This window comes from Rhabdobacter roseus (genome assembly GCF_014202275.1).
Classification (GTDB): domain Bacteria; phylum Bacteroidota; class Bacteroidia; order Cytophagales; family Spirosomataceae; genus Rhabdobacter; species Rhabdobacter roseus.
This window is the reverse complement of record NZ_JACHGF010000002.1, coordinates 1,035,319-1,057,349: the sequence shown is the minus strand read 5'-3', so window position 1 is coordinate 1,057,349 and position 22,031 is coordinate 1,035,319. Positions and strand designations below refer to the sequence as shown.

Sequence of the window (22,031 nt, the reverse complement as noted above, 5' to 3'; positions counted from 1 at the left end):
ACGTCCTAACCTTGCCTTACTTATGTACACTACGACCCGTTTTCCCATTTCCTACTTACAGATCGACGAAAAGGCCAAAACCCCTAAATTTTTACAGATCGTCAACAGTGTGGTGGCGGGCATTGAGCGGGGCCTCTTGAAGCCCGGCGACCGCCTGCCTTCTATTAACGAAACGAGCGAGGAGTACCTGCTGGCCCGAGCTACGGTGGAAAAAGCCTACGGTATTTTGCAAAAACAAGGCCACGTCACGGCTTGCTACCGTAAGGGGTTTTTTGTGATGGGTAAAAAAGCCTACCGTCGTATTCTGCTGCTGGTAAGCCACGTGAGCGAGAGCAACCGGATGCTTTATAACGAACTGGCCGGGCGGCTGGACCGGCGCGATAAGCTCGACTTGTTTCAGTACCACTACCACGCCGAGACATTCTGCGAAATACTGGAAAACCAGCTGGGTAACTACAACTACTACGTGGTGATGCCCCATCACCTGGGCGAGAACGCCGAAGTACAGAAACTCCTCAAAAAAATTCCGGCCGGGAAGCTGGTGCTCCTGGACGCACATGCTTCGGTCATAGCAGGTGGTGGCTCGAGTATCAATTGCCTGGACGGAGATGAGCTCCTGGTGACTCTCCTTCAGCAGGAGCACTTATTCAAGAAATACGATGGTCTGTCGCTCGTGACCTCCGACCACGAGTACGTAGATGCCACCTGGTACCAGGTTCTAAATCATTTCTGCCGCATACGGGGTATTCGCTACCAGGTGCTGGATGGCTTTGAGCAAGAGGAAATCCAAAAACGGAAAGCCTACCTGGTATTTGACGATACCGATTTGCCTGTCATTATCAAGCAGGTTCATGGAAAGCAGTGGGAGCTGGGCCGTCAGGTGGGGGTACTTTCTTTTCAGGAGCAAGGCTACAAAGAGCTGCTGGCCGGTGGCATTTCCGTCATTGGTACCAACCGGGCGCGTCTGGGCGAGGCTTTCGAGAAAATCCTGACCACGAAGAAGCGCCAGTCCATCAAAGTACCCCTACAGTTTTTACAAAGGACTTCGTTGTAACAAAACCCTCGGTACGTATGAAACTAACCGCCTTACTTGCTGGTATGTTGCTGTTGTTGATGGCGTCTTATCGCTATTTGCAGCAGGAACCTACGCTGTTTCGGCAGCTACCAGCCTCCCAAACGGGCCTGTGGTTCAATAACCGCATCACCGAATCCGACTCACTAAACGCCCTCACCTACGAGTACCTCTACAACGGCGGTGGCGTAGGCATAGGCGACTTCGACAACGACGGCCTGCCCGACGTCTTTTTTTCGGGCAATCAGGTCAGCAGTCGGCTGTACTTAAACAAAGGTACCTTGCGCTTCGAAGACATCACCGAAGCGGCTGGCGTAGGTACCCAGGGCTGGTGTACGGGCGTTTCGGTGGTGGATATCAACCAGGACGGCTGGCTGGATATTTACGTGAACGTGGCCGGGCCCGGCGAGGACTCTACCCAGCGCGCCAACTTACTCTTTATTAATCAGGGAAAAAATGCCGCCGGGCAACTTCACTTTAAAGAACAAGCGTCGGCCTACGGCCTGGCCGACCTGGGCTACAGTACCCAAACGGCCTTTTTGGACTACGACCACGACGACGACCTGGACGCTTACGTATTGACCAACGCCCTCGACCGCCACAACCGCAACGCCATCCGGCCCAAACGCATCCGGGGCGAAGCCGCTTCCACGGATCGTCTCTACCGCAACCAAGGGCTGGGAGCCGACGGTCATCCGGTTTTTAAAAACGTGTCGGCCGAGGCGGGTATTCTCATGGAAGGCTACGGGCTGGGCCTGTGCGTGAGTGATCTCAACCAGGACGGCTGGGAAGATATTTACTGCGCCAACGACTTCCTGTCCAACGACCTGGTCTGGATCAACAACCAGGACGGTACCTTCACCAACCAGGCCGCCAAGTACCTCAAGCACCAAACCTACAACGCCATGGGCGTGGACATTGCCGACATGGACAACGACGCCCGCCCGGATATAATGGTAGTAGACATGCTGCCCAATACCAACGAGCGCCAGAAAATGATGCTGCCCGGCTCCAACCACACGCGCTTTGGGATGGACCTGAAAAATGGCTACCAGCCCCAGTACATGCGCAATACGCTGCAACGTAATACCGGCGAAGGTACCTTTGTGGAGATTTCCCAGCTGGCGGGCGTAGACAAAACCGACTGGAGCTGGGCTCCACTTTGGGCCGACTTCGACAACGATGGCCACCGCGACCTGTTCATTACCAACGGCTACCGCCGCGACATCACCAACCTCGACTTCGTGGCCTACCTGGCTACGCTGGGCGAAGGAGGTTTTGGCGAAGCCCAGGTACATCAGCAGAACGCCCTGCGCCAGCTGAGGACGCTACCTGAGGTGAAACTACCTAATTTTTGCTACCGCAATACCGGCGAGCCGATCTTCGAGGATCGATCGGCCGCCTGGGGTTTTACGGCACCCAGCTTTTCCAATGGCGTGGCCTACGCCGATTTCGATAACGACGGAGATCTGGATTTGGTCATTAATAATATTGACGAAGAGGCTTTTTTCTACGAAAATACCCTGAACCAGGCCAAGGCCCCAACGAATCATTGGCTTCGTGTGGCTGTCCAGCCGCAGCCGGAGGTACCTAGCCCGGTGGGTACCAAGGTGTATCTGTACGTCAATGGGAAGCCGCAATACGCCGAGCTGAGCCCGGTGCGCGGTTTTGTGTCGTCGGTGGAGCCAGTACTGCACTTTGGGCTGGGGCCGGAGCCGCGGGTAGATTCGGTGGTGGTTGTTTGGACTAACCAAAAGTACCAGGTACTTCGAAACGTGGCGGCTGATCAGGTACTTCGCCTTGCCTACCAGCCGCAAGGTACCTGGCAGGAAGTACCTGGCTCGCGGCTGGGTACTTTGGGGTACTTTACTGAGCTCAGTTCCGCCCAAACGGGCATTGACTACCAGCACCTCGAGAACGAATTCAACGATTTTAACCGCACTCCGCTACTTCCGCACAAGCATTCCCAGTTTGGCCCGGCGCTGGCCGTGGGCGATGTCAACGGCGACGGACTGCCGGATTTTTACGTCGGGGCGGACGCGGGCCGGGCGGGGGTACTTTACCTGCAACAGCCCCAAGGTACCTTCCTGCCTCGTAAAGTACCCAAGGTACTTGGCTGCGAAGCAGTAGCGGCGGTGTTTTTCGACGTGGACGGCGATCAGGACCTGGATCTGTACGTAGTCAGCGGCGGGAGCCAGGCTGAGGGCTCCTCGGAAATGTACCAGGATCAACTTTACCTGAACGACGGAAAAGGATATTTCTCGACGGGCAAACTACCCCCCATCACCAGCAGTGGCTCCTGCGTAGTCGTGGCCGATATTGACGCTGATGGCGACCTGGATCTTTTTCGCGGAGGAAGGCTTGAGCCCGGCAAGTACCCCTTGCCGGGGCGGAGCTTTCTTTTGCTCAATGAAGGAGGTGCTTTGGTGGATGCCACGGAAAGAATGGCCCCCGAGCTCCAAAACATAGGCCTGGTGAGCACCGCCGCCTGGGCCGACTTCGACGGCGACGGGTACCCTGAACTGGCCCTGGCGGGCGAGTGGATGCCCATTCAGCTTTTTAAAAATGAGCGGGGAAAACACCTGCGCTTAACGCCCCAAAGTACCCTGCCAAACTCCGCGGGCTGGTGGAATGTCCTGGCCATCGAAGACTGGGACGGCGACGGCGATCTGGACCTGATGGTGGGCAACCTGGGCCTCAACACCAAGTACCGCGCCAGTGCCAAGTACCCCTTGGAGATCTTTGCCGCCGATTTTGACCAAAACGGGAAAGTCGATCCGGTGATGACGCAGTATATTCAGGGCCGCCGGGTACTCATTCCCCCGCGCGACCTACTGGCGCTCCAGATGCCCTCCGTCAAGAAGCGTTTTCCCAGCTATGCTTCCTACGCCCAGGCTACCTTTGACGAATCCTTTACCCAGGAAGAAATCAACGGGGCGCACCACCTGGCGTGTCAGGAGCTCCGAAGCATGTACTACGAAAATACCGGCCAAGGTACCTTTAGGGCGGTACCGTTGCCGCTGGAAGTACAGCAGTCGCCGGTGTTTGACATCCTGCCGGGCGACTTCAACCACGACGGGTACCTGGATGCCCTGCTGGTGGGAAACTTCTACGGCAGCGAAACCATCGGGGGCTGGTACGATGCCTCCAGGGGTACTTTACTGCTCGGCGACGGAAAGGGTGGCTTCACTCCGGCCCAAGCCAGCGGTATTAAAGCCGACCAGGACGCGCGCTACGTCCGGCGGCTGGATGCGAGCCGGATGCTGGTAGCCAATAACGGGGGTACTTTGCAATGTTTTTCGTTGAAAGTACCCGTAAAGTACCTCCCGCAGTAAGTCCCATGTAGGGTAAGTACCCTCCAACGAAGCTACCGGCTAAGTACCTGCTTACCCGCTTTGAGCGGCACGGACTGCCCCTTCCAGACAAAAGCACCCGTGAGCGTGGGGGGCAGCGTGATTTCGGCCTTTAGCTTTCCGTTGGCTTCGCGGGTGTAGCTCACCTCAATAGTGCCAGCCGGGTGGGGTACCTTGCCCGAAGCCTGCTGCAAAGTACCCAGCGCGGGCTCGATCCGGACGCTCCCGAAGCCAGCGCTACCGGGCTTGATGCCACAGACGGTCGCCAGCAGGTCGTAGTTGGGGCTGGCGCTCCAGGCGTGGCAGTCGGAGCGGGTAGGGTCTTCCATTTCGGCGAAGGTAGTCAGGCCCATGCCCAGCATGTTTTTCCAGGGCTGGAGGTGGTCCAGGTAGGTATCGGCCATGCCTACTTTTTCCAGGGCCCGATTGGTATAAAAATCAAAGTAAATAGTCGTTTTGGTCAGGCTCTGGTCGGCCAGCAGTTTTTTCATCAGGGCCGCTTGCTGGGCCTGGGGCACGGTGTTGGTCAGGATGGCAAAAAGATTGGCGTGCTGGCTGAAGAATTTCTTCTCGGGCGTGTCGGCGAGCAGGCCGCGTCCCGCGTCCCAGCAGAGGGCGTAAGTGGCTTTTTTTAATTTGGCCGACTGCTCCAGGTACTTCTGGGCATCGTGGGGGTAGCCCAGCGCTTTGGCCAGCTCGGCGGCGTAGTTGAGGGCGTAGGCGTACTGGAGCGTAATATTGGCCGACTGTTCATCTTTGCCAATGGGCTGCTTCTCTTTGCCGTGAAACGAGCGGTGATCCACAAAATTCCACCAGGGTAGGTTGGCCAACATCCCGTTTTTATCCACGTAGCGCTCGTACCAGCTCAGGATGCTCTGCACGCCGGGGTACAGCGAGCGTACGAAGGGCAGGTCGTCGCGGTACATGGAGTAGTCGTGGATCATGGCGATGTGGAAGAGCGAGTAGGGCGGAATAAGCTGCTGCAGCGCGTGCGGGTACCTACTGGCCGTGAGCCCCTCCGGAATGCGCGACTCGTCGAAATGCATGAGCGACTGCCGCACGAGGCGGTCGTCGCCCGAGACGTAGAGCGAAATCAGCGCCTGAATGCGCGTGTCGCCAATGTACTGCAGCTGCTCCCAGTAGGGGCAGTCTACGTAGGTTTCGATGGCACAAAGCCGGGCCGTGCGCCAGCCCACGTTCCAGATCTGGCTCAGGACCGGATCGTTGCTCTGGAAACTACCTTTTTCTTCAAAAGGGTAGCCCGTGAACATACCGTACAGGTCGTGGATCACGAGCGGCTCGTCCTGCGTCTCGATGTCCAGCTGCAGGTAGCGGTAGGTCCGAAACCACAGCGGCCGGAACTGCCGCCGCGCGCCGCCGTCGGGCCGGAAGATGTCGTAGTGGCCCGTGATCTCCTTGCCCTCAATCTCGTCGCGGTGGCCTTTTTTCCAATCCTTGTCGTAGAGGGCTTCCTGGTAGGTAAGCTTCACTTCCGCGCCTTTTCCTTTACTCACGAGCAAGTGCGGGTAGGCGTTGGTGAGGTAGGTTTGGTCCAGCAGCAAGGTACCTTTGGTGCGGGCGGGGATGGTGAGGTCCTTCGTACCGGCCAGAAAACCGGTGTCCAGGTTCCCGAGCGTCGTGCGGGCTATTTTAGGAATCCGGACGGGGTACTCTTCCATGGCCGGAATGGGCCGAGGTACCAGCCCCCACTGGCTGTCCATGCTCAGGCCGTAGGGCGCACCCGGCCCAAAGATGCGGGCTTTTTGCCACGGGCTATCGTCAAAATCAGCATTTTGCCAGCCCCAGGGGTACTTGCCGGCGTCGACCATCTCGCCCGGTCCTACCACGTAGTAGCCCCGGAACGCAATGGGCCCGAAGGGAATGGGCGTGTAGGCCTGGTTTTGGGTCACGAGCCAGCTGTCGTTGGAGTTGATGACTTGTTCGGCCTCGCCGTTGCCCTGCATGATAAAACCCGTGTGGTGGGAGATTTGAGCCAGGGGCGCGTCTTTGGCAAAATTCCACACCTCGGCGGCGATGACGTTGCGCCCGGCTACCAGGTGAGGCGCCAGGTCGATGGTTTCGTAGCGCCAGTGGGCCTTGTCGCCCCGCGCCGGGCCCTTGGCTACTTCCTGGCCATTGACGTAGAGCCGGTAGCGGTTGTCGGCGGATACGTGTACCACGAAGGTACCCGGCTTGGTATCGAACGTAAGGGTTTTGCGGAAATGGTACACGCCAAAGGCCGTGGGGTCGGTGGTGGGGTGGCCAATCCAGCGCGACTTCCAGCCGTTGCGCAGCAGGGCCGGGTTGGTACCTTCGGCGGCTTTATAAAAAGGCGAAAACTCCCGCATGGGCGTTTGGGCGGTGGCGGTCAAGGCGAAAAAAAAGGTCAGTACTAGAAAGAATCGTGTCATACTAAAACGAGCAAGGGTGAGTCAGGGTACTTTCTAAAGAGAAATCTTAGCAATCAAAAAGGCCCAAAGTACCCTTCATTTATTCAAAGGAGTATCCTGGCCTGTCCTAAAAGGGTACTTTTTAGGTTGAGTAAAATTGGTTCAGCTATAAGAGTTTTCTGGTGGCTAAACTACTTATGCCGCCAAGGTACTTTTAGGTACCTGTATGCCGCTACTACCGGATGGGAAAGTCTGAAAAAATTTGCTGCTAAAAAGGGGAAAGGCCAACCGCTGGGTAGCGTGGCCTTTCCCCAACGAGCTTCATTAAGGATGCGATCTTCTTGGTAGCTTCATTCTCAACCTACGGAAGCGAGGAAATGGAATATGTACTCTGCCTGATCCATTTAGTAGCCGGGGTTGTTTTCCTGAATGTTGCTGTTGCGGTCAATCTCCGTCTGCGGCAGCGGGAAGACCAAATGCTTGTTGACGTCAAACTGCACCGGAGAGGCCAGGTTGGTACTGAAGCCGGATAGGCCCCCGGTCCAGCCCGCCAGGTTGAGGCTTCCGCCTTTATGCCAGCGGACCAGGTCCCACCAGCGGTGGCCTTCACCGGCCAGCTCCACGTAGCGTTCGTTCATGATCCATTGCATGATGGTGGTAGCGTTTGTTTCGCCCGCCGGATACGGGGGCAGGGAGGTACTTTCTGCCAATCCCGCCTCGATGCCCCACGTCCGGGCCCGCTGCCGGACGTCGTTCACGTGCTGGATGGCGACGGCGGCCTGGCCGGTTTTAAGGGCGGCCTCGGCGGCAATGAGCTTCAAGTCGGCGTAGCGCAGGATACGCTCGTTATTGACCGATCCGCCGTGAAAGCCAGATAGCTGGTTGGTACCATTTGGCTTGTTGTACTTTTGAAAAATACGCCCCTGAAAACCATCGGTAGCGGATAAGAAAACCTTAATTCTGGGATCATCCCCGTGCTGCGTGCGCAGTTTCTCCGTAATGAGAAATTTGGTGGAAGAAGCATCGTTGAAATCGCCTCGGCCCCCAAATTCCATCATGAATCCTCTGTAAACACTCATGTTTTCCACGCCCCGCCAGGCTCCGTCGTTGGCCAGGTTGAGGTTGTTGTTGGTACTACTGGGCACGGCCGCCTGCACTTCAAACAGGGATTCGGCATTGTTTTCAGTAGAAGCCCGAAAATTATCGAGGTAGTCGGGCACCAGTTGTGCCGTAATGGTCTGAAAAACGGCCAGGGCTTCCGTAAAATCAGCCGTATTTCCGGTATGATTTCCCCGAAAAACCAACGCTTTGGCCAGTAGTCCCCGGGCGGCGTTTTTGGTAATCCGGCCCCGGTAAATGGGTTCCCAGGATTCGGGTAAAACCGGAATCGCCGCCTTGGTGTCCAGAATTACCTGAGAAATAATATCCAGCGCCGGACTTTTGGGGGTGTTGGTTTCTTCGGGAGTTTGCAGGCGCTTGATAACCAACGGAACCGACCCGAAAATATTAAACAGTTTGAAGTAGGCATAGCCACGTAGAAACAACGCTTCTCCTTCCATACGGGCAATCTCCTCGACGCCTTCGGGAAAGCCGGAATAATCCACCGTGCGGGTTTTTTCGATCGCCACATTGGCCCGGGCAATCAACTTATAGCAGGACGTAAATTGGGAGCGCAGTTGGGCGTTGTTGGGGTTTAGGGTGCCGTCGAACAATTCCACGGAGGTACGTATGCCCAAGGACTCGGTCAGGTCATCTCCCGGTAGCAGCCAGGTGGAAGCTACCCAGCCGTTATAACCGGTGGCGGCAAAATGGTAGTCGTCATATAGAGTTGCGTACACGCTGGTGAGTTGAGACCGGAACTCAACGACGTTGGAAAAATAGCTCACCTCGGTGGGGCTGAGCGTAGGCTCGTCTACTAGGGTAGGGTCGCAACTACATAAAAGGAGGCAAAGCAAGAACCCCGCATTTTTTAGTATATGTTTCATGAGAATCGTTTTATGGGGAAAATTTAAAATCTAACATTCAAGCCCACACTGAAGGTGCGCGGCAGGGGAAAGGAGCCATTGACAGGGTCGATGCCGGTCCAGCGAAACAGGTAGAGGTTGTTTTCTCCGCCCACATAAAACCGCAGCGACCGAACCACGTTGTTGATTTTGGACAGGGCCATCGTCGGAACGGTATAGCCAAGCTGCCAGTTGTTGAGTCGGAAAAAAGCCGCACTTTCTACCCAGCGGTCCGAGATACGGTTGTTTCCGGCGGGATCGCCAAAAACAGCTCTGGGCATGCCGCTCTGCCGGTTTTCCGGAGTCCAGCGGTCAAGCGTCGTGGCCATGTAGTTGGGGCCACCCCCCGACATCGCTTCCATGCTACGGCGTTCGAAGTTGATCTTCTGCACGTCGCCTTCTCCGTAAAAGCTGGTAGAAATATCGAATCCTTTCCAGGCCAGGCTCAGGTTAAACCCGTACGTATAGCCGGGAATGGTGTTCCCAATTTCGGTGCGGTCATTTTCGTTAATCCGGCCATCCGGCGTTTTGCTGTAAAAACGTTCCGTTTCGGTGGGGTTGCCGTGGATGTCCTGAAAATACATATCGCCCGGTTCGACGAAATTGATATTTCCTACGTTGCTATCCGGCGTATTGGCAAAGTGCGCATCGATTTCGTCCTGGGATTGGAAGATACCTCCCACCTTGTACCCCCAAATCACCCCCACCGAGCGGCCTTCCTCAATGCGGGCAATATCGGCCGGGTTTCTTTCCAACAAGCCAGCAATAAACAGCGGCTGTCCTTGGTACAGCTTGGTTACCCGGTTTCGTACAAAACTGATATTGCCCGAAATATTATAGGAAAAATCGCGGATGTTATTTGAATAGCCTACCAAGACATCCAGCCCCTTATTCTCCATCTCCCCAATGTTGAACAAAGGGTTGTTGGTTCCTACCGAAAGGGGAAGATCCACGGTTTGAAGAATGCCACTCGTCACCCGGTTGTACCATTCCAGGGTTACGTTCATTTTGTTTTTCAGCAGGTAAGCATCCAGCCCCAGGTAGGTAGTGGTGGACACTTCCCACGACAAGGCCGGGTTGGGAAAGTCATTGACCATGGCCCCCAGGCTGATGTTGCCAATGGCATTGCCGGCCCCCGAGCCCCAGCGGTAGGAGGTCAGCCCTGTATTAACCCTAGAAAGAAAGGCGTAGCGACCCACGGCGGCCTGATCATTCCCGGCCTGTCCCCAACCACCCCGTATTTTTAGATCGTCCACAAAGGGGAGGTTAAAAAAGGATTCGTTACTGATGCGCCAGGCACCCGCTATAGAATAAAAATTGCCCCACCGATACGCTTTATCAAATCCGTTGCTGGCGTCCCGCCGGTACGAAAAGTCCAGGTAGTATTTGGAGTCATAGTTGTAGCTTGCCCGTCCAACCAAACCAAACCAGAAACGCATGGAACGACCGTAGATGGAACTGTTGTTGGCCAGGTCGTTACCGTAGCCCGTATTTTTAGGGTCTTCGGTCAGGTAGGTCAGGTTTTCCGAACTAAGATTGACAAATTCCCGACTATGGCGCTGATCCTGCACGGCAGCCGTAAGATCCAGGTTATGTTTGTTGGCAAACGTGCGGGTATAGGAAGTCGTGAAATCAGACTGGAAATTGAAGGTATTGTTGATCCGGTGCTCCATCCGTCCCAGGCTATTCGGCGCATTCGGGCTTTCGGTTCTCGGGTCGCGCCCATCGATTCTGAAAACGTTGGAAATACTAAAGGCCGCCAGGCTAAACCGATCCTGCTTGGAATAGTCCAGATTCAGGCTTCCCCGGAACTTTAAACCTGCCAAGGGGCTGACTTCCACGTAAAACTGTCCAAGGCTCCGGTTGATGTCAAAACTACCGTGATTTAAATCGCTGAGCGCTAACGCATTACTCTTGGAGCCTTGTCCATAAATTCTGATTCCTTGCCAGGCGTTGCCAAATCGATACGGGTCCAGCACCGGCGCGTAACCGTAGCGGTTGTTGGCATCGTAAAGGGGCTGCCAGGGAGGAGCAGTTGCGACCGTCAGGATGTCTCCACCATAGTCCGTTGACAACTGACTGGTGTACTTGTAGTTTACCCCTACTTTTAACCAGTCGGTCACTTTTACATTCAAATTAATAGCCCCGGTATAGCGTCTGAAATTATTGCGGTTCACCAATCCTTCTTGTTCCATCAATCCGGCCGAGATGTAGTAGTCTACCCGGTCATTGGCTCCCGACACTTTTACATCGTAGGTTTGGTTAGGGGCATTGCGGTTCACGAGCGCATCCTGCCAGTTGTAGGTGGGGCTATTGCCCAGGAAGTAAGGGCTTTCGGGATCAAACTGTGGGCTGAAGCTCGTCAGGCGCACGGCGTCGTTGGGTTCTTGCCTTCCGTACAGGTTTCTTTCCACCGACACATCCGGATTGGTGGAATTGGTAAACATTTCACGAGTGAGATCAACGAATTGCGGCGTATTCAGCATGGAGTAGGTAGGCGTATTTTTTATGCCCAACCGGGTACTGAATTCAACCGATGGCGCGCCCCGTTTCCCTTTTTTGGTAGTAATCAATACCACGCCGTTGGCGGCCCGGCTCCCGTACACCGCGGCGGCGGAGGCATCCTTCAAGACCGAGATGGATTCAATGTCGTTGGGATTGATGAGGTTGAACAGGTTGGGTGGGGTATTCAGTCCACCGCCGCTGATTTCGTCTTCATTGCCGGCGCGGGGAGGCTCCAGAATCTGCCCGTCTACTACGTAGAGGGGTTGTGAATCGCCATTCCAGGTACCAATGCCCCTTACAAATATTTGCGGAGCGTCATTGGGGTTCCCGCTGGTATTGATGACCCTCACGCCGGTCGCATTCCCCTGTAGGGCAAACTGCGGCGAAGCCGTACCGATCTTTTCAATGGCTTCTGCCGTCACGGTGGAAACCGAGCCGGTCAGGTCCTTTCTTCTCCGTTCGCCAAAGCCGACTACCACTACTTCTTCCAGAGCCCTTTCGTCTACCGCCAGCTTTATTTCCAGCTTTGTTTTATTGCCCACGGGTACCTCTTGGCTCATGTACCCTACAAATGAAAAGACTAAAACGGTCCTTTCATCAGGTACTTCGAGCTGGAAATTCCCGTCGCTGTCTGTAGTGGTACCCTGGGGAGTGCCTTGGATGATAATATTCACCCCCGGCAAAGCGCCTCCTTTTTCATCGCTAACCCGTCCGGTTATACGAATGGGTAGGTACGAAGGAATTTGGATAACCGGCGAATTCGGGCGCCGCAGCTCCGGAGAGACGTGAAACTGCGACCGGGCTTCCTGGGGGATGGGTTGTAGTGTGCCCGACTCTTCTTTTTCGCCCGCCGGTAGTGACGCCGGACCTTTGATGACAATCCGGTTTTCGATTACCTGGTAGGATAACCCAAAGGGCTGTAGCAAGCGGGGCAGAACGGTCCGCAGCGACTGCTTATTGACTTTTAAGCTGGTGGTTTTTTTCTCCATCGGTTCCGCCCCGACAAACACAAATTGCACGCGGGTTTGCTGGGCAATATGGTGTAAAGCCTCGCTGAGCGTGGCGTTGGTGAACTGCACCGACACGGGTGTGTCCAGCAGCTGTTGTCCGTAGGAATCCCGGGCGATCGACATGGAAGTCACGGAGCACACGATGGCAAAAAGAAAAGCGCTGTACTTCATCGCTGATTGGACATAATAAAGCACCCTACCGATTTTGGTAAGCGTTTTTTTCATAGTTTTGAAATGTTAAAGGTTAATCTGTATGCTCACCGAGCTGGCCCTTTGGTTCCAAGCTTCAGACCAGTCCGGTAAAACGTTTCATCTTTGACTTTACCCGGCTCCACGGCCGGGTATTCTTTTTCGGTTGGTTCTAGGGTATTGCCATTGTTTGGTAGTTTAAGGTGATTGGATTGGTGGCTGACAGGCAACGGGGCTTGTCAGGTAATAGGCTCCCTTTCCCGTTTCTTTCACCCGGCCGTTGACCGAGCTCAGAAGGGTTTTCAGGATATTTTCGACGGGTTCGTCCTCGTAAAAGTCCGCGTGGATGATGGGGCAGTTCTCCAGGTGCTGATCATACTGAATCCGAACGTTGTGGCTACGTTGTAAAATCGCCGTTACCTCCGAAAACGTGGTGTTCCTGAATTGAAACAAGCCATCCTTCCAGGCGGACAACCCCGAAGCAAATACCTTTTCGTTCCGATTCAACCTACGGCCTTGTTTGTTAAATACCGCCTGCTGGTCCGGAACCAATAGAAGCTCCGATCGGGTATCGGGCGCGGCCACCTTCACCCGGCCGCTGACCACGGCTACCGAAAGGGTTTTGTCCTCCTGATAAGCCCGGATATTAAAGCTGGTACCCAGCACCGTAGTTTCTAAATCACCGGAACGGATGATGAACGGGCGGGCGGCGTCTTTGGTCACCTCAAAGAAAGCCTCTCCCTCCAGGCTTACCTGCCGTCGGTCGGGGGCGAAGGAATCAGGGTAGTGTAGTTTACTGGCGGCGTTGAGCCAAACCACCGTGCCATCTTCCAGCTGTACCTTCTTTCGCTCGCCGGGGCGGGTCACTAGCTCAGTGAATTCTTCCCGGACTAGATGACCTTGCCGCAGGTAGAGCCATACTACCAGGCCAGCCACCAGCGCCAGCCAGATGGCGGCCTGGGCCGGACGAGACCATTCAATCCGCATCGGCGCCCGACGCGTTGGCACCCGATGCGTTGATCCCCTGCGTACAGAATCTTTTTCGTGCAGCATTCCGGCTAAGGTACCGTGGAGTTCCGCTACGGTATCATTCGTGACTTTCCCGATGGGTACCTCCTTTTCAAACTCCCTCCTGATCAGTTCCCGCACATCCTGCTCGTGTTCACTACGAGCAAAATAGTCCATCACCTGCTGGGTTTCTTCCGGGGTGCATGTTCCGGCCAGGTATTTCGCAAAAAGCGTATGTAGGGTGCTTCTATTCTTGTCCACAACCTTCCTAGTTTAGGGGTTATTACGGATCGAAACCAATCCGTTTTCTTACCTACTACGCCTAAGGGTGGACGACCATCTGCTCCCGAAATGACTTTTTTTATTTTTTTTTGAAAGTGCTGCTGATAGATGGGGGCGAGGAGATACTAAAGCAGAAAAGGTACCCTGGATGCGAAAGCATTAAGAAGCCAAGGACGAGCTATAAATCAGAAGCTGGGAAAAAGGAGAAATTCAAGGAGAGCCTAAAGCCAAAAGTACACCAGCCAGCTCAGGACGATGTCTGAATACCGGGCCAGGTAACCTTTTATAAATCGGTTTGCTTTCACAATATGGTCGTTGATGGTGGCCGTAGAGATTCCCAGTAAGGCGGCGATTTCCTCGTAGCTTTTTCCCTCCATTTTGCAGAGGAGGTATACCTTTTGGCGCACCGGGGGTAGTTGTTGAATAGCCCTTTCCAGGTGCTGAATGCTGTCGCGGTACTGCAAATCGCTTTCGGGATCGGTATGAAAGGGTACTGAGTTGGACAGGAAATGGTCCGCCATGCGTTTTTCGCGGGCTATTTTCCGGAAGTAATCGTAAACTCTATTTTCCGCGATTCGATACAGGTAGGCTCCAAAGGGTCGGTCCGGATCGATCCGGTCGCGGTGTTCCCAGATTTTCAGGAAAACCTCCTGCAATATTTCCCGGGCTTCTTCCTCGGATTTGACCATGCGAAGCAGGTGGGCGTGCAGGCGGGGACCATAGCGGTAGTATAGGGCGGTAAACGAAGCGGTCTCGCCCCGGACCAGGTCTTCCAGCCATTGTCTTTCGTCTTCTTTGAAACGATTTGCTCCCATTTTCGATAGCCCCTTGGTTATCCGGTAAACAAACTTACGGAATTTCACTATTATTTTCTAAATTAATCCAAAAATGACCGCCAGGATATAGCCAACGTGCTGCTCTGCGGGTTTGGTCTGTTAATTCCCTCACAGGTACTTTTCGTCTTGTTTTCTGGAGAAATCATGGCTTCGGTTGAAGGGGAGGTCGAGCTTAGGAAAGTACCCTGAGCAATGGCCCGCCCGCGGGTCACGGGAGTATATAGACTAGCGCTTGAGAGGCCGCTCTAGTTTTTAACGTAGCATGAAAAAAAATCTAAAGTACCTGCTGATCGTCGCCCTGGGGATGGCGCTGCTGAGCTACGGCTTGTTCTTTTGGCCGGTTTGGGGAATACCTTTTCAGGCCCAGCGCCACGGTAGGCCCCCGTTGACGCCCGCCTGGGCGCTGGAATGCTGGCTCTGGGAAGACGACCACAACACGGCGGGCTACGTGGATACGCTGCTGGCGGGCTACGCCGAACACGACATTCCCGTCCGGACCATCCTGCTCGACAGCCCCTGGAGCCTGCGCTACAATGATTTTGAGGTAGATACCAGCCGCTACCCCGACCCGGCGCGATGGTTTGGTACCTTGCAGCAACAAGGCTACCGCGTGGTACTTTGGATGACCTCGATGGTCAACAGCCACAGCAAAGACACTTTCCTGGCCGAGTCTGAAGATTGGTACGAGCAAGCCCGCCGCCGGGGGTACTTGACCGGCCAAGGTACCCAAATAAAGTGGTGGAAAGGTCGGGGCGGATTCATAGACTACACCAACCCGGCGGCCCTGAGATGGTGGACCAGCCTGCAACGCCAGGTGCTTGATTACGGCATCGACGGCTGGAAGCTCGACGGCACGGCTACGCTGTTCCGGCAGCAGCTCGGACCGGTGCCGCTCTTTTACCAAAAAACTTACGGAGGCTGGCTCACCACCCGCCAGTACATGGACCTCTACTACCGCCAGGAATACGCCAACGGCCTGAAGCGCAATCCCGAGTTTGTGACCCTGGCGCGCGCCATCGACCGCGGCTATCACCCCGAAGGCTTTGCGCCCATCGACGCCTCGCCCGTAAACTGGGTGGGCGACCAGGTGCATCACTGGAAAAGTAAGGAGTTGGTAGGTACTTCCCAAGGTACCCAAAAAGACATTGCCCTGGACGGTATTCAAGGTTTCGAGTCGGCCATTGACAACATTCTCAAAAGCGCCCGCCTGGGCTACAACATCGTCGGCTCCGACGTGGCGGGCTTTTCCGGGGCCACCATTCCGCCGAGGCTCTACATCCGCTGGGCGCAATTTTCGGCCTTTTGTGGGCTCTTCCTCAATGGCGGGCACGGTGAGCGGGCGCTCTGGAAGCGCAGCGCCGAGGAGCTTTCCATCATTCGTCAATTTTCCTGGTTGCATACGGAGCTGGTACCTTACATGTACAGCTACGTGGTTTCGGCCCACCGCGGCGGGCCCGTGCTGCAAAGGCCCGTGGCGGGTACGTACCACTACCTCTTCGGCGATCATCTCCTGGTGGCACCCATCTACCAGGACGACTCCACCCGCCAGGTACAGCTGCCCGAAGGTACCTGGCGCTACTGGTTTGACGACCGCGAGGTACATCAGGGGCCCGTTACGTTTACCAAAGATTTTCCGCTGGACGAATTCCCCGTTTACGTGCGCGAAGGGGCCATCGTGCCTTTACACGTAGAAAGAAACTACACGCGCCTCGGCGACGAAAACTCGGCCAACTACCTCACCTGGGTACTTTACCCCGACCGCCCAGGTACCTTTACCGTCTACGATCCGCACGATCAGGTACCTACCACGCTGGCGGTGACAACAAACCCGAAAGGGTACTTCGTGCAGCTGAGTGGTAAAAAAAACCCGCACATCCTGCGCATTCACGCGCCCCGTCCACCCCGGCGAGTCGAGCGCGACGGGCAGGTACTTCGCGCTTCGGCAGACTACCAATACGACGCCCACCGCCAGAAACTCATCATCCGCACCGACCACCACGACCAGCCAGGTACCTACCGCATCGAGCCCTAAGCACAGGATAGCCCATTTGGCCGGATTTGCGTATCTTGCTCCGGTCATTGATACGGCTGTTTATGCGCGTTTTGTTTTTTGTCCTTTTCCTCAACCTGGGTACTTTGGGTACCTTGGCCTGCACCTCCCAGCCCGCGCGTACCGAGCAAGCGTCGCGCCTACCAAGTACCTCGCCCGACACCGCCGCGCCGCGGGCCGTGGTGCAGATCCACGAAATAGCCAAACAAACCCAGGAAGACATCGAGCTCATCCTGGGCAAAGTAGGTAGTCTGGAAGCCAGTGCTGACGGTTTTGCGGGCTGCCTCACCTGCCAAAAGTACACCTACCAGCAAGGTACCGTCGAGATCGTATACATCAACGACGCCGCCGACTGGATTCGGGTCCGGCCGCCCGCGCCGAGGCTCGTCGCCGACGCCCTGGCGGTACTGGGCTTGCCGGAGCGCGCTCCCGATTTCTCCGAAAAAACCACGAAGCGCTGGGAAAACCACGAAGGCCTCCGCCAGATTACCGTCCACCACCAGCCCGACGGTACCATCACCGAAATCATCGTGAAAGCCATTACGCCCTGACTTTTCCAAAAGAAAGAAAAGGTACCTTATGCCAACGCCGCAAGTACCTTTCTCATAGAAAGTACCTCTACGGATTTCGAGGGAATTTAACGCTTATAGAAAAGAGCCACAAATACCCAATCTGACCGCACCTCGCCAAAAAAGGAAATGAGGGCGTGCTCCTCCGGGTCGGGCTGACCTGCGGTCGCAACTTTCGCACTCTCGTGCTCGCTTGTATTACAAGTCCTCACTTCGTTCCGGGCTTTTTATTCCTATCCCTCACGCAATTCGGTTTGATGTAGTTTGATCAAAAAAAACGCCCCGCTCCTGGAAAACCAGGGCGGGGCGGCTCTTACAAAAGTACCTTGTACAAGTTGGGCTACGCTACTCCTTCGGGTCCAGAATCTTCTCGATCCGGACGAGGGCGTCTTGCAGGTGGTACTTTGTCAGCGTGTCTTTGGCGGTTGGTAAGGCTTTGCGGATGTCGGTCTGCAACAGACCCAGCTCGCCCCGCACCACCGACCGGATGTCCGACTGGCTCATCTTCACCGGCACGTAGCCGAGGAAGCCCCGTGCGCTGGCGGGTACCGAGGCGGGCTCTTTGGTCATGAGGTACTCCAGGCGGTCGAGGTAGGTACGCTGCAGGTTGCGGCGGTAGGTGTCAGGTACCTGGCCGTTTTTTAGCTCGGTCCAGATGCCCGTGCGCAGGTCGCCCATCAGTTCCAGCAGCGAGTAGGCCTGGCCGCTGTGCAGCGTTTCGTGTTCGATGAGCCGCGCCATCCGCCCCGGCTCCAGCAGGTTGTTGAGTACCCGCTCCTGCGCCGTCCGGATGCGCTCCACCATGCCCACGCCCTCAAAGCGGTTGACCAGCTCGGGCTGGATCATCCAGGTCGGCGTTTTGAAAGCCTGGTTGTTAATAAACTGCACGGCTCGCTTTTGCTTGGCCTTTTCTACCGGCGTGTATACGGCACCCTCCTGGTCGTAGGTTTTGTAAGTTTCGTAGATCCCGCCCACGTTGCTGGCCACGTGGCCCATGTAGCGGCTCCACTGCCCAAGTACCTGGCCGTACATTTCTTCCAGGTTGTCGTAGGGCTTGCCTTCTTCTTTGGTCCAGTTTACGAGCTCCGGCACCAGGCGCTTGAGGTTTTGGATGCCGTATTCGCTGGCCTTCATGGCGTCGTCGCCCAGGTCTTCGGTTTGCGAGCGCGGGTCGGTAGGGTTGGCGGTTTGGCGGCCGTAGCGGTAAATGGGGTCGTGGGCGTGCTTCATGATCATGTCATTCAGCGCCTTACGCTCATCCTCTGGTTTCTGCACGCCGGGCAGGGCGCGGTAGCCCCACTCAATGGCGTACTTGTCGTACAGACCAATGTTCGGCATCAGCGACACGCCCTTGTCATCGGGTTGGGCCACGTAGTTGAAGCGGGCGTAGTCCATGATGGATGGCGCTACGCTGTACTTTTGCGTAAAGGTAGCCGAGCGTAGCGAATCAACGGGGTAGGCGGCGCTGGAGCCCATGTTGTGCGGCAGACCCAGCGTGTGCCCTACCTCGTGCGAAGACACAAACCGGATCAGCCGCCCCATCACTTCGTCCTTGAACTTCGGCGTGCGGGCGTCGGGGTTGATGGTGGCCGTTTGGATAAAAAACCAGTTCCGGATCAGGTTCATGACGTTGTGGTACCAGCCAATATCACTCTCCAGGATTTCGCCCGAGCGCGGGTCGTGCACGTTGGGGCCGTAGGCGTTCTGGATGTCGGAGGCAAAGTACCTCACCACCGAGTAGCGGGCGTCCTCGGGGCTAAACTCGGGATCTTCTTCTTTGGTAGGAGGGTACTTACAAAGGATCGCATTTTTGAAACCCGCCTGCTCAAAAGCCGCCTGCCAGTCTTCCACGCCCTGCTTGATGTAGGGCCGCCACTTTTCGGGCGTGGCCGGGTCGATGTAGTACACGATGGGCTTCACGGGTTCCACCAGTTCGCCGCGGGCGTAGGCGGCGGGGTCTTTGGGTTCCAGCCGCCAGCGCACAATGTACTCGCGCTTGTCGGCCTTCTGCTCGTCGAGGCCGTAGTCGTTCTGCCGCACCGAAAAGTACCCCACGCGCTGGTCCTTCAGGCGGGGCGTCATGGGTTTTTTGGGCAAGAGTACCATGGAGTGGTTCATTTCCAGCGAGATGGAGCCCGTCTCGGAGGTAGAAGGGGGCTCGGTGGCGTTGTAAGTGAGCACGTGCCGGGCTTCGATGTTGAGCGGGTAGCTTCGGATCGAGTCCAGGTAGCTGCGCTTGGTATCCAGGGCCGTTACTTTGTACTGCGTACGGCGGCGCTGCTCCAGGCCCAGCAGCTTCACGTCAGTCGTGAACAGTTCGCCTACTTCGATCACCGTGCCGGTGCTGTCAGTTTTAGCCGCTTTTACTTCAAAGGCTGCCACGACGGGCTCGAAGTTGGAGTTTTTTACGGCCTGGTAAATGGGCAGCTCCTCGCTGGCTACGTTGCGGTACGACACCAGCCGCAGCAGTACTTTTTTGTCCTTGAGCTCCCACCGCACCACCGAGGTATTGAGCTCCTCACCGCCGTAGCCGATGTTCTCGGCGGTTTTGGCAATGCGCGACACCAGCAACATATCGCGTCCCAACAACGAATCGGGGATTTCGTAAAAGTAGGAGTCATCTACTTTGTGTACTTTAAAAAGCCCCTCGTCGGTCTTGGCTTTGCTCGTAATCACCTCCTTGTAGGCTTTGGGCGAGGTACTTTTGGCGGCTGGGGTAGCCGGTTTGGCGGCTTCGGCCGCGGAGGATTCCTTTTTTTTCTTTTTCTGCGCCAGGGCTTCGGTACCCAAGGTACCCAGTAAGCCCAGAACCAGCAACATAGAGAATGGTTTGTACATGCAGCGTTGATTAAGTGAGTAAAAAGTAAAAATAGTATTTATTCGACAAGAAGAAATCACTATTTTTCACCGGCAATCAAGAAATTCTGTTTTATAAGCCAGAAATTAACAGCCATCCGGTCGGTAAGGTGGTTAATACGTAGGGGAGGCCCGGAGCCAAGCGCGCGGCCGACCCCGTAACGACGGAATCCATGTTGTCAAAACCCAAACCCCATGGTAGAAAAAAAACTAAAAACGGCGCTCCTGGTGGGAGCCACCGGGCTAATCGGACAGCAGGTACTTGAGCTTTTGCTGCAGTCGCCGCACTACACCCAGGTGAAGGTACTGGTACGGCGGCCGCTCGGTATACCACCGCACAAGAAGCTCGAAGAAATAGTGTACAATTTTGACGCGCCCAACGCCGACCTGGTCGAGGGCGACGACGTGTTTTGTTGCCTGGGTACGACCATGAAAAAGGCGGGCTCCAAGGAGGCTTTTCGTCGAGTAGACCAGGAGTACCCGGTGCAGGTAGGTACCTTTGCCCGGCAAAAAGGCGCGCAAAAGTACCTGATCGTGACGGCCATGGGTGCCGACGCGGAGGCTTCTCTTTTTTACAATCGGGTGAAAGGAGAGGTGGAAGAAGAGCTGATGGCACTGGGGTACCCAACGCTGCACGTGCTGCGGCCTTCGCTGCTGCTGGGTAAACGAAAAGAAACCCGGCTGGGTGAAAAAGTAGGAGAGGGGCTGGCCAAAGTGTTTGGGCCGTTGCTGCTGGGCCCGCTGCGCAAGTACCGCGCCATCGACTCCGCCAAAGTGGCCCGGGCCATGGTGGAGCTGGCCCAGAAAAAGGAAACGGGCGTTTTTATTCACCTGTCCGACAGCCTCCAAAAGTACTGAGGGTACTTTATTTTCATAAAGCGTATGGATTATTCCCTGGTTTTCCGGACCGCCACCCCGGCCGACGAAGAGGTACTTTACCAGATGCTCTGCCTCCTCGAAAACGAGACCCTGGACCGGCCGGGCTTTGCTCAGGTACTTCGCCGGAACCTCGCCAATGCCGACATCAGGTACCTTGTGGCAGAAGCCGCGGGCCAGCCGGTGGGTATGGCCAGTTGCCACGTGCAGCCCGTGTTGCACCACGCCGCGCTGGTGGCCGAGATCCAGGAAATGTACGTTGACCCGGCGCTGCGCTCGCGCGGTATTGGCAAGCAGCTGGTGGAGGCGCTGGCAGCCTTTGCCCATAGCCGGGGGGCTACCAGCCTGGAAGTTACCTCCAACCAGTTGCGGTTGGATACGCACCGCTTTTACGAGCGGGAAGGCTTTGCTAAAACCCACTACAAATTGGTGCGAAAGAAGCTCTGAACGGGGTACTTTGGGAGGTACTTTGCCCACAAAAAAACGCACGGCTGAACCAGCCGCACGTTTCTCAAACTACCCTAAACCTTCAACTAAACTATGCTCTTTAATATCTTTCTAATAGCCCGAGCGGGGACCGTACCGGCGGTTGGCCAGGTGGTCGTTGGAGCGCCGCCCGTCGTGTGTTTCGCGGCGAACATTGACTACCAACCGCTCCAGGGAATTCACCAGCTCTTGCGACTCGCGGGGCGAAAGGCCACCCCGGCTGCGGTACTGGCGCTCTCTTTGCTGAATCCGCTCGTACTCACCCATGAACCGGTTGGCTTCCCGGCGCGTCAGGGCTCTGCTCTGGACGCCGTACGAGATGCGGTCACGGGCTTCTCTTTTTAACTCATTAATCTGGTAGCTTTGCCGGCGCTCATAGTCGCGGCTGGAATAAGGGCTACGCTTCATTTGGGCAAAGGCTCCCGTCACGGTGAGAGCCATCATGGCTAATAGAATGAGTGATTTTTTCATGGCTCCTTTTTTTGGGTTTCGGTGGTTAGAGGAGCGCCGGGGGCCTGGGTTTAAATCCCTATATGTTAATGATTG

General features: G+C 55.8%; 13 protein-coding genes. 6 read left to right on the top strand and 7 right to left on the bottom strand.

Annotated elements, in window-relative coordinates; translation table 11 throughout:
* Window positions 1-22: 22 nt before the first annotated feature.
* Window positions 23-1,054: a GntR family transcriptional regulator gene (locus HNQ92_RS09525; RefSeq protein WP_184173499.1), complete on the top strand. Its 1,032-nt coding sequence runs from the start codon at window positions 23-25 to the stop codon at window positions 1,052-1,054.
* 17 nt (window positions 1,055-1,071) lie between these two features.
* Entirely contained in the window at window positions 1,072-4,407 is a 3,336-nt protein-coding gene (locus HNQ92_RS09520) for a VCBS repeat-containing protein (RefSeq protein WP_184173497.1), read from the top strand.
* A 32-nt stretch (window positions 4,408-4,439) separates the two neighbouring features.
* On the opposite strand, the gene HNQ92_RS09515 is transcribed toward HNQ92_RS09520, so the two are convergent.
* From HNQ92_RS09515 to HNQ92_RS09495, 5 genes are all read right to left on the bottom strand, one after another.
* The gene (locus HNQ92_RS09515) at window positions 4,440-6,836 is read right to left on the bottom strand and encodes an alpha-L-rhamnosidase-related protein (RefSeq protein ID WP_184173494.1); all 2,397 of its coding nucleotides are present in this window, start codon (window positions 6,834-6,836) and stop codon (window positions 4,440-4,442) included.
* Between the two features lie 383 nt (window positions 6,837-7,219).
* Complete coding sequence (locus HNQ92_RS09510) at window positions 7,220-8,800, bottom strand: RagB/SusD family nutrient uptake outer membrane protein (protein WP_184173492.1); 1,581 nt, start codon at window positions 8,798-8,800, stop codon at window positions 7,220-7,222.
* Window positions 8,801-8,823: 23 nt separating this feature from the next.
* A complete protein-coding gene (locus tag HNQ92_RS09505; protein WP_184173490.1) occupies window positions 8,824-12,558 on the bottom strand; it encodes a SusC/RagA family TonB-linked outer membrane protein in 3,735 nt (1,244 codons plus the stop codon).
* A gap of 162 nt (window positions 12,559-12,720) precedes the next feature.
* Entirely contained in the window at window positions 12,721-13,791 is a 1,071-nt protein-coding gene (locus HNQ92_RS09500) for a FecR domain-containing protein (protein WP_184173488.1), read from the bottom strand.
* A gap of 242 nt (window positions 13,792-14,033) precedes the next feature.
* Window positions 14,034-14,627, bottom strand: a complete 594-nt coding sequence (locus tag HNQ92_RS09495) for an RNA polymerase sigma factor (protein ID WP_184173486.1) — start codon at window positions 14,625-14,627, stop codon at window positions 14,034-14,036.
* 283 nt (window positions 14,628-14,910) lie between these two features.
* On the opposite strand from HNQ92_RS09495, the gene HNQ92_RS09490 reads away from it, so the two are divergent.
* Both HNQ92_RS09490 and HNQ92_RS09485 read left to right on the top strand, forming a co-directional pair.
* Entirely contained in the window at window positions 14,911-16,680 is a 1,770-nt protein-coding gene (locus tag HNQ92_RS09490; protein WP_184173484.1) for a glycoside hydrolase family 31 protein, read from the top strand.
* Window positions 16,681-16,742: 62 nt separating this feature from the next.
* Window positions 16,743-17,249 (top strand): hypothetical protein, encoded by a 507-nt coding sequence (locus HNQ92_RS09485; RefSeq protein ID WP_184173482.1) that lies wholly within the window; start codon window positions 16,743-16,745, stop codon window positions 17,247-17,249.
* 363 nt (window positions 17,250-17,612) lie between these two features.
* Here the strand turns inward: HNQ92_RS09485 and HNQ92_RS09480 are convergent, their stop codons facing one another.
* Window positions 17,613-20,105: a zinc-dependent metalloprotease gene (locus HNQ92_RS09480; RefSeq protein WP_184173480.1), complete on the bottom strand. Its 2,493-nt coding sequence runs from the start codon at window positions 20,103-20,105 to the stop codon at window positions 17,613-17,615.
* Between the two features lie 213 nt (window positions 20,106-20,318).
* Here HNQ92_RS09480 and HNQ92_RS09475 point away from each other — a divergent pair, with 213 nt between their 5' ends.
* Both HNQ92_RS09475 and HNQ92_RS09470 read left to right on the top strand, forming a co-directional pair.
* Window positions 20,319-20,981 carry an NAD(P)H-binding protein gene (locus tag HNQ92_RS09475; RefSeq protein WP_184173479.1) on the top strand — a complete coding sequence of 221 codons (663 nt, stop codon included), beginning with the start codon at window positions 20,319-20,321 and terminating at the stop codon, window positions 20,979-20,981.
* A gap of 24 nt (window positions 20,982-21,005) precedes the next feature.
* On the top strand, window positions 21,006-21,446 hold the full coding sequence (locus HNQ92_RS09470) for a GNAT family N-acetyltransferase (protein ID WP_184173478.1): 441 nt from the start codon (window positions 21,006-21,008) through the stop codon (window positions 21,444-21,446).
* Between the two features lie 111 nt (window positions 21,447-21,557).
* On the opposite strand, the gene HNQ92_RS09465 is transcribed toward HNQ92_RS09470, so the two are convergent.
* On the bottom strand, window positions 21,558-21,956 hold the full coding sequence (locus HNQ92_RS09465; RefSeq protein ID WP_184173477.1) for a hypothetical protein: 399 nt from the start codon (window positions 21,954-21,956) through the stop codon (window positions 21,558-21,560).
* Between the last annotated feature and the right edge of the window lie 75 nt (window positions 21,957-22,031).

What these genes read in the sequence shown, in the direction of transcription:
- HNQ92_RS09525 (WP_184173499.1), top strand. Translation starts at nt 23, where the DNA reads ATGTACACTACGACCCGTTTTCCCATTTCCTACTTACAGATCGACGAA.
- HNQ92_RS09520 (WP_184173497.1), top strand. Translation starts at nt 1,072, where the DNA reads ATGAAACTAACCGCCTTACTTGCTGGTATGTTGCTGTTGTTGATGGCG.
- HNQ92_RS09515 (WP_184173494.1), bottom strand. Translation starts at nt 6,836, where the DNA reads ATGACACGATTCTTTCTAGTACTGACCTTTTTTTTCGCCTTGACCGCC.
- HNQ92_RS09510 (WP_184173492.1), bottom strand. Translation starts at nt 8,800, where the DNA reads ATGAAACATATACTAAAAAATGCGGGGTTCTTGCTTTGCCTCCTTTTA.
- HNQ92_RS09505 (WP_184173490.1), bottom strand. Translation starts at nt 12,558, where the DNA reads ATGAAAAAAACGCTTACCAAAATCGGTAGGGTGCTTTATTATGTCCAA.
- HNQ92_RS09495 (WP_184173486.1), bottom strand. Translation starts at nt 14,627, where the DNA reads ATGGGAGCAAATCGTTTCAAAGAAGACGAAAGACAATGGCTGGAAGAC.
- HNQ92_RS09490 (WP_184173484.1), top strand. Translation starts at nt 14,911, where the DNA reads ATGAAAAAAAATCTAAAGTACCTGCTGATCGTCGCCCTGGGGATGGCG.
- HNQ92_RS09485 (WP_184173482.1), top strand. Translation starts at nt 16,743, where the DNA reads ATGCGCGTTTTGTTTTTTGTCCTTTTCCTCAACCTGGGTACTTTGGGT.
- HNQ92_RS09480 (WP_184173480.1), bottom strand. Translation starts at nt 20,105, where the DNA reads ATGTACAAACCATTCTCTATGTTGCTGGTTCTGGGCTTACTGGGTACC.
- HNQ92_RS09475 (WP_184173479.1), top strand. Translation starts at nt 20,319, where the DNA reads ATGGTAGAAAAAAAACTAAAAACGGCGCTCCTGGTGGGAGCCACCGGG.
- HNQ92_RS09470 (WP_184173478.1), top strand. Translation starts at nt 21,006, where the DNA reads ATGGATTATTCCCTGGTTTTCCGGACCGCCACCCCGGCCGACGAAGAG.
- HNQ92_RS09465 (WP_184173477.1), bottom strand. Translation starts at nt 21,956, where the DNA reads ATGAAAAAATCACTCATTCTATTAGCCATGATGGCTCTCACCGTGACG.